Source organism: Actinophytocola sp., assembly GCF_036402745.1.
Classification (GTDB): Bacteria; Actinomycetota; Actinomycetes; order Mycobacteriales; family Pseudonocardiaceae; genus Actinophytocola.
Window position 1 is genome coordinate 1 of record NZ_DASWSJ010000302.1, and the last position, 6,557, is coordinate 6,557.

The 6,557-nt window shown below is 71.6% G+C and carries 7 protein-coding genes; 3 read left to right on the top strand and 4 right to left on the bottom strand.

Annotated elements, in window-relative coordinates; genetic code table 11:
- Nucleotides 1-52 precede the first annotated feature (52 nt).
- Together VGD70_RS28140 and VGD70_RS28145 are read right to left on the bottom strand one after the other, a co-directional pair.
- Complete coding sequence (locus tag VGD70_RS28140) at nt 53-850, bottom strand: enoyl-CoA hydratase-related protein (RefSeq protein ID WP_331086554.1); 798 nt, start codon at nt 848-850, stop codon at nt 53-55.
- Nucleotides 851-871: 21 nt separating this feature from the next.
- Complete coding sequence (locus tag VGD70_RS28145; RefSeq protein ID WP_331086556.1) at nt 872-1,672, bottom strand: PaaX family transcriptional regulator C-terminal domain-containing protein; 801 nt, start codon at nt 1,670-1,672, stop codon at nt 872-874.
- A 184-nt stretch (nt 1,673-1,856) separates the two neighbouring features.
- Between VGD70_RS28145 and VGD70_RS28150 the strand changes: the two genes are divergently transcribed.
- Together VGD70_RS28150 and VGD70_RS28155 are read left to right on the top strand one after the other, a co-directional pair.
- On the top strand, nt 1,857-2,024 hold the full coding sequence (locus VGD70_RS28150; RefSeq protein WP_075127418.1) for a DUF3117 domain-containing protein: 168 nt from the start codon (nt 1,857-1,859) through the stop codon (nt 2,022-2,024).
- Between the two features lie 54 nt (nt 2,025-2,078).
- Nucleotides 2,079-3,590 carry a leucyl aminopeptidase family protein gene (locus VGD70_RS28155; RefSeq protein WP_331086562.1) on the top strand — a complete coding sequence of 504 codons (1,512 nt, stop codon included), beginning with the start codon at nt 2,079-2,081 and terminating at the stop codon, nt 3,588-3,590.
- On the opposite strand, the gene VGD70_RS28160 is transcribed toward VGD70_RS28155, so the two are convergent.
- A complete protein-coding gene (locus VGD70_RS28160) occupies nt 3,512-4,027 on the bottom strand; it encodes a GtrA family protein (RefSeq protein WP_331086564.1) in 516 nt (171 codons plus the stop codon). The two genes, VGD70_RS28155 and VGD70_RS28160, sit on opposite strands and share 79 nt — an antisense overlap.
- Nucleotides 4,028-4,107: 80 nt before the next feature.
- A complete protein-coding gene (gene glgA, locus VGD70_RS28165) occupies nt 4,108-5,268 on the bottom strand; it encodes a glycogen synthase (protein WP_331086566.1) in 1,161 nt (386 codons plus the stop codon).
- A gap of 47 nt (nt 5,269-5,315) precedes the next feature.
- Here glgA and glgC point away from each other — a divergent pair, with 47 nt between their 5' ends.
- Entirely contained in the window at nt 5,316-6,533 is a 1,218-nt protein-coding gene (glgC, locus tag VGD70_RS28170) for a glucose-1-phosphate adenylyltransferase (protein WP_331086568.1), read from the top strand.
- Nucleotides 6,534-6,557 lie beyond the last annotated feature (24 nt).

Genomic DNA, 6,557 nt, shown 5'->3' on the forward strand with positions numbered 1-6,557 from the left:
TTCCTGTGGATAACTCGACCCACTGTGGACAACTCAGAGCCAAAGGCGAGGCTCAGTGGCCGGTGAAGGTCGGGGTGCGCTTCTCCACGAAGGCGTCCACCGCCTCGCGGTGGTCCACCGTCGCGCCGAGGATGGTCTGGCCCGCGCCCTCGCAGGCGAGCGCGCCCTCGAGGTCCGCGCCCGCGCCGGTCAGCAGCGCCTCCTTGATCTTGCCGTAGCCCGTCGTCGGGCCGGCGGCCATCCGGGCGGCCAGCGCGTGCGCCGTCGACACCACGTCCGCGTCGGGCACGACCTCGGTCACCATGCCCAGCGACAGCGCCTGCGCCGCCGGGACGGGCTTCGCCAGCAGCATCATCTCCATCGCGCGCCCGTAGCCGATCAGCCGCGGCAGCGTCCACGACGCGCCCGAGTCCGCGGTGAGGCCGATCGTCGCGAAGGCCATCAGGAACTTCGTCGACTCGCCGGCCACCCGCAGGTCGCAGGCGTACGCGAACGACGCGCCCGCGCCGGCGGCCATCCCGTTCACCGCCGCGATCACCGGCTTCGGCATACCCGTCAGCGCGCGCACGATCGGGTTGTAGTGCTCCGCCACGGTCCGGAACGGCTCGGGGTCGTCCGAGCGCAGCGCCGCCACGTGCTCCTTGAGGTCCTGCCCGGCACAGAACGCCTTGCCCGCCCCGGTGAGGACCACCGCGCGCACCCCGTCGTCCGCCGCGGCGTCGGTCAGCGCGGCGAGCAGCGCCTCCTTCAGCCGGACGGTCAGCGAGTTGAACGCCTCCGGCCGGTTCAGCGTGAGCGTGCGCACCCCGTCCCGGTCGTCGACCAGGAGCGGCGTTTCGGTGTCAGCCAAGACTTCCTACCTCCAGTGGGTTCAGGCGCTGGACCTCGTGCGGTTACCTCGGTTGAGACAGTCGGCCAGGAAAGCCTCGGCGGCCGGCGCCAGCCGCGCGGTCTCCCTGTCGAAGAACCGCGCCGCCTCGGTGCCCGGCCAGTCCGCCGGCAGCAGCGACGCCGGGAGCCCGGGGTCGCGGAACAGGAACTTGCGCCACGCGTGCAGCAGCTGCTGCGACGCGGCGAACGCCTCGGCCGGCACCGTACCGTCCACAGCGGACACTCTGGGTAGCCACTCGGTCACGAAGCTCGTGTAGTCGGCGCCGAGCGAGTCGAGGTCCCATGCCCGCGCGGCCAGGTCGCCGTCGTCGCCCTCGTGCTCGCCGTAGAAGGCCCGGCCGGCCAGCCCCTCGGCCTCGAGGATCTCCGTGAGTTCCGCTGAGGCCCGGGGAGCGACCCACGTCGTGGGCCCGAGCGGGCCGTAGCCGAGCAGCCGCAGCGACGAGTCGAGCCGCTCGCGGGCGCTGCGGGTCGGCAGCTCCTCGAGCACGAGCACCTGCCAGCGACCATCCCAAGTGGAGGGATTCGTGCGATAGATACGCATGGCCGCCTCGTCGAGCCGGCGTTCTGCGCGCCTGGTCAGCGCGTACCCGGGGCCGTCGGCGAGCCGCACCGGACGCAGCCAGTCCTGACGCACCATTCTGGACACCGCGGTGCGGATGGCCGGCGCCTCGAAGCCCAGCGGCTCGAGCAGGCGCACCAACGCGGCGATGGCGGCCGAGCCACCTCGCGCTCTGAGGTAGCTGCCGTACACGTCGAACAGCGCGGACCGGGCTCGCACGATTTTCGAGTCTGTCAGCCGAGAGCGGGCCCGCGCCAGGGGGTTCGCCACGCATAACGGCCGGTCATCGACACGCAGTTGATCGGTTCGATTTCACCGGCGAGATGCCATAGGGGAGAATGTCACCGTCTTCGGCCCGGTCGGCCCGGCCGAAGCAGGCAGGCTATGACGGAGGGAGCACGCTATGGCGGCCATGAAGCCCCGGACCGGTGACGGTCCCCTCGAGGTGACCAAGGAGGGTCGGGGCATCGTGATGCGCGTCCCACTCGAGGGTGGTGGGCGCCTCGTCGTCGAGATGTCGGCAGAGGAGGCCAGTGCCCTGGGGGACGCGTTGAAGGCTGCCGCAGGCTGACGCTCGCTGTCCTGAGTGGATAGCGCCAAGCCCTTCGTCGAGTCTGGAGGACCCTTGCACACGTCGGTACCTGCTTTACCGACAGCACTTCCCGAGGTGGAGGTCAGCACCACCGCACGGCGGGCCACGCCGCTCGCCGTGCTGTGTCGCTCCGGGGATCCGACACCGGCACCGGTCACGCGGGAGACCGAGCTCACCGGTGAGTGGATGCGCGCGGTCGCGCTCACCGGAAAGGCCGGCGAGGTCCAACCGGGACCCGTCGGCTCGGCGGTGCGGTGGGTCGCCGGGGTCGGGGAGGGAGAACCCGACCAGTGGCGCACCGCCGGTGCCGCGCTGACCCGAGCACTCAACGCGCGGATCGACACCGACACCCACGCCGGCCGTGCGGCGGAGCGAACCATACAGCTCGAGCTGCCGGCGGACGCGGGACCCGACCACATCGCCGACCTTGTCGTCGGGCTGCGGCTCGGCGGCTACGGCTACGTCGTCAGCGGCGAGCCGGAGCCGCCGCGGGTCCGCACGATCCGGCTCGTCGTGGGCGACAAGGCCGGTGAGCTGGAGGCGGCCGCGCACCGCGCCGCGGTGCTGGCCCAGGCCACCGCGCTGGCCCGGGACCTCGCCAACACGCCGTCCAACGTCAAGGACCCGGCCTGGCTCGCGCGGATGGCCACCCGGACCGCGGGCCGCGCGCCCGGCGTCGACGCGACCGTGCGCGACCACCACTGGCTCGCCGAGCAGGGCTTCGGCGGCGTGCTCGCGGTCGGCGGCGGCTCTACCCGCCCGCCGCGGTTCGTGGAGCTGGCCTGGGGCCGGCGCGGCGCACCGCACGTCGTGCTGGTCGGCAAGGGCATCACGTTCGACACCGGCGGCATCTCGATCAAGCCCGCCGACGGCATGCACCTGATGCGCACCGACATGTCCGGCGGCGCCGCGGTGATCGCCGCGGTCGAGGCGATCTCGCAGCTGGGGCCGGACGTGCGGGTCACGGGCCTGGTGCCGTGCGCGGAGAACCACGTGTCCGGGTCGGCCTACCGGCCGGGTGACGTCGTGCGGCACTACGGCGGCCGGACCACCGAGGTCACCAACACCGACGCCGAGGGCCGGATGGTGATGGCCGACGCGCTGGCCTACGCCGTCGAGCGGCTCGCGCCGGACCTCATCGTCGACGTGGCCACGCTCACGGGTGCGATGAAGGTCTCGCTCGGCCTGCGCACCGGCGGCGTGTTCGCGTCGGAGGACGCCGTGTTCGACCGGGTGCGCGCGGCCGGCGAGCGGGTCGGCGAGCGCTGGTGGCGGATGCCGCTGCCCTCGGACGCCGGCACGGTGGGCGACGAGTTCGCCGAGGCGGTGCGCAGCGAGATCGCCGACGTGCGGCAGTGTCCGCCCGGACCGGGCGGGATCGCGGCGGCGATGTTCCTGCGGGAGTTCACCGGCGGGCTGCCGTGGGCGCACCTCGACATCGCGGGTCCGGCGCGCGCCGACCGCAACTACGACGAGGTGACCGCCGGGGCGACCGGGTTCGCGGCGCGGACGCTGGTCGAGCTCGTGTCCTCGTACTCGCTCTGACCCCGGTTGGTGAAGGCCCAGTCGAACAGGGCGAACTTGATGAGGAACACCGGTCCGCTCGCGGCGAGGTAGCTCAGCGTGAGCATGAGCGCGTGCCAGCCCTGGTCGGTGACGAGCGGGCCGAGCAGCCAGTCGGTGAGCGTGGTGAGCGCGATCGAGGAGATGCCGCCGACGAGGGTGACCGTGAAGTACGTGGTGAGCTGGTGGCGCAGGCGGCCCGAGTCGGTGTCGCGCCAAGCCCAGTAGCGAACCATGAAGAAGTGCGGCACCGAGCCGACGAGAAACGCGAGCGTGCTGGCCATCGTGGCGTCGGTCGAGCCGACCCAGTAGGTGGTCAGCAGCACGAGCTGGCTGATCCCGGTGGCGATCGCGGACGCCACCGTGAACCGCGCCAAGCGGATGCGGATCGGGCCGCTGACCAGGGTTGTTGTCGCCACAGGGCCAAAGCTAGTAGCTGATCGCTGAATGCGCTCTCAGGTATAACCCGGATATCAGCCGGACTCCACCGAGGGTCAACTCAGGGTAGGACTGACCGGTACACCTCGACGGTTCGCTCGGCCGCGGTGGCCCACGAGAACTCGCGCTCGGCCCGCTTCCGGCCGGCGGCACCCATCCGCCGCGCGCGATCCGGATCGGCCAGCAGCTCGTTGACGTTGTCGGCGAGTCCCACCCGAAAGGCTGACCCGTCCGCGGAGTCGTAGTGCACCAGCAGCCCGGTGTCACCGTCCGCGACGACCTCGGGGATGCCCCCGACATCGGACGCCACGACCGCGGTGCCGCACGCCATCGCCTCGAGGTTGACGATGCCGAGCGGCTCGTACACCGACGGGCAGACGAACACCAGGGCGTGGCTGAGCAGCTGGCGGACCTCGGCCGGCTGCAGCATCTTCTGGATCCAGATCACGCCCGGCCGCGCGGCCGCCAGCTCGGACACCGCCTTGCGGGTCTCCTCGGCGAGCTCCTCGGTGTCCGGCGCGCCCGCGCACAGCACGAGCTGGGCGGCCGGGTCGATCTGGTGCGCCGCGGCGATGAGGTGGCCGACACCCTTCTGCCGGGTGATCCGGCCGACGAACACGACGATCGGCTGGTCCGGGTCGACGCCGTAGCGGCGCAGCGCGTCGTCCTCGGTGACCGGGTGGTAGGCCGCCGAGTCGATGCCGTTGCGCACGACCTTCACCCGATCGGGGTCGAGCTGGGGGTAGCAGTCGAGGACGTCGGCCCGCATGCCCGAGCTGACCGCGATGATCGCGTCGGCGGCCTCGTAGCCGGTCTTCTCCACCCACGAGGAGAGCCGGTAGCCGCCGCCGAGCTGCTCGGCCTTCCACGGCCGGCGGGGCTCGAGCGAGTGCGCGGTGACCACGTGCGGGATGCCGTAGAGGATCTTGGCGAGGTGCCCGGCGAAGTTGGCGTACCAGGTGTGCGAGTGGACCAGGTCCACCGCGTCGGCCGAGGCGGCGATCAGCAGGTCGGCCGACAGCGTGCGCAGTGCCTGGTTGGCGTGGTCGAGGCCCGGCGCCGGCTCGTAGGAGTGCACGCCCTCGGCCGAACGCGGCGCACCGAACGCGTGCACGTCGACGTCGACGAGCTCGCGCAGCCGAGGTACGAGGAACTCGACGTGAACTCCCGCCCCGCCATAGACCTCCGGCGGAAACTCGCGGGTTAAGAGCCCGATACGCACGCCTGTCACGGTAGCCCCGCCCGGCTCCGCGCGGTTAGGGTCAGCACGTGAAGGGCCAGCCGCACGTTCTCGCCATCGTGCTCGCCGGTGGTGAGGGAAAACGGTTGTGGCCGCTGACAGCCGACCGGGCCAAGCCCGCGGTCCCGTTCGGTGGCAACTACCGGCTGATCGACTTCGTGCTGTCCAACCTGGTCAACGCCGGCTACCACCAGTTGTGCGTGCTGACGCAGTACAAGTCGCACTCGCTGGACCGGCACATCTCCACGACGTGGCGGCTGTCCAGCGTGCTCGGGCAGTACATCACCCCGGTGCCGGCACAGCAGCGGCTGGGCCCGCGGTGGTACACCGGCAGCGCGGACGCGATCTTCCAGTCGCTCAACCTCGTGTACGACGAGCGGCCGGACCAGATCGTCGTGTTCGGCGCCGACCACGTGTACCGGATGGACCCGGCGCAGATGGTCGAGCACCACGTCGACTCCGGCGCGGGCGTCACCGTCGCCGGCATCCGGGTGCCGCGCACCGAGGCCAAGGCGTTCGGCTGCATCGACTCCGACGCGCACGGGCGGATCACCCGGTTCCTCGAGAAGCCGGCCGAGCCGCCGCACGTGCCGGACGACCCGGACGTGACGTTCGCGTCGATGGGCAACTACGTGTTCCGCACGGACGTGCTGCTCGAGGCGCTGCGCGCGGACGCGGCCAACCCCGAGTCGATGCACGACATGGGCGGCGACATCATCCCGATGCTGGTCAACGACGGCGGCGCGATGGTCTACGACTTCGACGACAACGAGGTGCCGGGCGCCACCGAGCGCGACCGCGGCTACTGGCGTGACGTCGGGACGCTCGACGCCTACTACGACTCGCACCAGGACCTCGTGTCGGTGCACCCGGTGTTCAACCTCTACAACCACCGCTGGCCGATCCGCACGGCGACACCGCCGCTGCCGCCGGCCAAGTTCGTCAACTCGGGCTCAGCGGTCGAGTCGATGGTCGGCCCGGGCTCGATCATCTCCGGCGCGTCCGTGCGCGAGTCCGTGATCAGCGCGGACGTGATGATCGAGGACGGCGCGACGGTCGAGGGGAGCGTCCTGCTGCCCGGCGTGCGGATCGGCAAGGGCGCGGTGGTGCGCCGGGCGATCCTGGACAAGAACGTCGTGGTCGACGACGGCGCCCAGATCGGCGTCGACCTGTCCGCCGACCGAGCGCGCTACACGGTGAGCCCGGGCGGCGTAGTGGTCCTGGGCAAGGGCGAACGGGTCGAGTAGGCGGCCACGGCCCTGGCCTGCGTC